Source organism: Inquilinus sp. (assembly GCF_057815775.1).
The window spans coordinates 1-2967 of record NZ_JBYRFX010000134.1; the positions used below are offsets into that span (position 1 = coordinate 1).

The 2967-nt window shown below is 69.9% G+C and carries 2 protein-coding genes; both read left to right on the top strand.

The genetic code is table 11. The features are described from left to right. On the top strand, positions 1-1023 hold a 1023-nt coding region (locus AC3XYG_RS04880), incomplete at its 5' end, for a pseudouridine synthase (protein WP_489138690.1). Between the two features lie 112 nt (positions 1024-1135). Then, complete coding sequence (locus AC3XYG_RS04885) at positions 1136-2884, top strand: ABC transporter ATP-binding protein/permease (RefSeq protein ID WP_489138691.1); 1749 nt, start codon at positions 1136-1138, stop codon at positions 2882-2884. The last annotated feature ends 83 nt before the right edge of the window (positions 2885-2967 follow it).

A 2967-nucleotide genomic window follows, 5' to 3' on the forward strand; every position in this document is an offset into this window, starting at 1 on the left:
CCTCGGACGCGATGGCACCTGCCCAGAGCTCGCCGATCCGGACGAGCTGGCGCTCGTATTCGCGCCCGCGGCCCGCGAACGACCGACGCAAAGGCCGACCCGCGCCGGGCGCCCCGCGGCAAGCCGGCCGGCGCCCGGTCGCGGCCCGGTGCCGACAAGGCCGGCGGCGATCTCGCCGCGATCCCGGAATGGCTGTGGGATGGCGGCGAGGAGCCGGTCGAGGAAATCGTCCCCGACCGCCGCCGGCCCCGTGGCCGGCTCCCGTCACGCAGCGAGATGCCGGAAGCACCGCCGGAGCCCGCCCCCGCCGGCCGCAGCGAGCGCACCCGGCCGTCGGTGGCCCGGGCCCTGACCTCGTCGCGCAAGACGATCGGCGACGCGCCACGGCACAAATCCACCAAGCCCGAGGATCGCTGGCGCGACGAGCGGCGGAAGCGACCGGCACCTGAGCCGGACCAGTGCCGCTACATCGTCTTCCACAAGCCCTATGGCGTGCTGAGCCAGTTCACGCCGGAAGGGCGCTGGCGCGGCCTGAACGAATTCGGCCTGCCGCCCGGCATCTATGCCGCCGGACGGCTGGATGCCGACAGCGAAGGGCTGCTGCTGCTGACCGATGACGGGCCGCTGATCAAGCGGCTGCTGGACCCCAAGCACGGCCACCCCCGCACCTATCTGGTGCAGGTCGAGGGCGAGCCGGCGGATGAGGCGCTGGACGCCCTGGCCGCAGGCATCGCCCTGACCGATGGGCGGACCAAACCCTGCCTGGCCGAGCGGCTGGAGGCGGAGCCGGAGCTGGCGCCGCGCGATCCGCCGATCCGGTTCCGGCTGGCAATCCCGACCACCTGGCTGCGCCTGACCCTGACCGAAGGCCGCAATCGCCAGGTGCGGCGGATGACGGCGGCGGTGGGCCACCCGACCCTGCGCCTGGTGCGGGCCGCCATCGGCGGCATCGAACTGGGCGACCTGCCGCCGGGTGCCTGGATCGCTGTGGATCGCGAGATGGTGCTGCCGACGCTGCGTTGATCGCGCTGATATGACCGCCGCATGACGGAGAATTCACGGGTGCGATCCCGCCGCTCACGATATGACGGCAGGGGTTGCACCCGGGGATCGGCCGGCAGAGCGGAGTGGCGAGATGAAGCAGGGCACACGGCAATTCTGGAAGGACTACTTCGCCCTTCTGATGCCGTTCTGGCGCTCGAAGGAGAAATGGCCGGCGATCGGGCTGCTGGTCGTGATCATCGCCTTCACCCTCGGCGCCGTCTTCCTCAGCGTGCAGTTCAGCTTCTGGTACAACCGCTTCTACCAGGCGCTGCAGGACTACAACCAGCCCGCGTTCTGGCGCGAGATCGCGATCTTTAGCGGCCTGGCGACGGTGTCCGTCCTGCGCGGCGTCTACGCGGTCTATCTCGGCCAGTGGCTGCGCATCCGCTGGCGGCGCTGGATGACCGACCACCTGCTCGGCGAATGGCTGGGCGATCGGGCCTATTACCGCCAGCAGCTGACGGCGGGCGTGACCGACAACCCTGACCAGCGCATTTCCGACGACATCCAGCAATTCGTCGACGGCACCCTCACCCTCAGCCTCAGCTTTCTCGGCAATGTGGTGAACCTGTTCTCCTTCGCGGTGATCCTGTGGGGGCTGGCGGCGCCCCTGACCATCCCCCTGTTCGGCGGCGGCGGCATCACCATTCCGCATTTCATGCTGTGGGCGGCCATCGTCTACGCCATCGTCGGCACCATCCTGACCCATCTCCTGGGTCGCCCGCTGATCCGGCTGAGCTTCATGCAGCAGAAGCGGGAGGCGGATTTCCGCTTCGGCCTGGTCCGGTTCCGCGAGAACACCGAAGCGATCGCGCTCTATCGCGGCGAGGCGAGCGAGAGGCAGGGGCTGCTGCGCCTGTTCGGTGGGGTGATGGAGAACTACTACCAGCTGATGAGCCGGACGAAGAAGCTCGGCTTCTTCACCTCCGCCTACGGCCAAGCCTCCGCCGTGTTTCCCGGTATCCTGGTCGCACCGCAATACTTCGCCAAGACCATCGAACTCGGCGGCGTCGTCCAAGTCATCCAGGCCTTCGGCAATGTCCAGGATTCACTGTCCTGGTTTGTCAGCGCCTATTCCACCCTGGCCGACTACAAGGCGACCGTCGATCGTCTGACCGGCTTCCGCCACAGCCTCGCCGAGGCCAAGTCCGGTGCGCAATCCACCGGCATCGAGGTCGCCACCGGCGCCGACCGCGACCTGGCGGTCGAGACCGTTCAGCTGGCCCTGCCCGACGGCCAGCCGCTGCTGGAAGGCCACGGCCTGTCGGTCCAGCCCGGCGACCGGCTGCTGCTGACCGGCCCGTCCGGCGCCGGCAAGAGCACGCTGTTCCGCGCCCTGGCCGGCATCTGGCCGTTCGGCAAGGCCAAGGTCCGGCTGCCCGGCGACGCCCGGGTGCTGTTCCTGCCGCAGCGGCCCTATTTGCCGCTGGGGTCCCTGCACACCGCCGTCGCCTACCCGGCCAAGCCGGAGGAGGTGCCGGCCGACACCGCGGCGGAGGCGCTGCGGGCGGTCGATCTCGGCCATCTCGTGCCGGCGCTGGCGCAGGAGGAGTACTGGGCCCGCCGGCTGTCGCCGGGCGAGCAGCAGCGGCTGGCCATCGCCCGCGCCATCCTGGCCAAGCCCGACTGGCTGTTCCTGGACGAGGCGACCAGCGCGCTGGACGAGGCGACGGAGGAGCGGATGTTCGCCCTGCTGCGCGACCGGCTGCCCGGCACGACCTGGCTGACCATCTCGCACGACCCCAAGGTCGCCGCCTTTCACGACCGCCACTGGCGGATCGAAAAGGACGGCACCGCCCCGGGCCGCCTGGTCGAAGCGCCCGAGGCCACGGCGGCGTAGGGCTCTTTTTAGAAGGCCCTCCAGGCATTGCCATGATCGATGGGGGCGAGGTCGAGCATATTGAGTCCCCCCTCCCCTTGCGG

Coding starts and splice junctions, on each gene's coding strand:
- AC3XYG_RS04885 (WP_489138691.1), top strand. CDS start 1,136: ATGAAGCAGGGCACACGGCAATTCTGGAAGGACTACTTCGCCCTTCTG.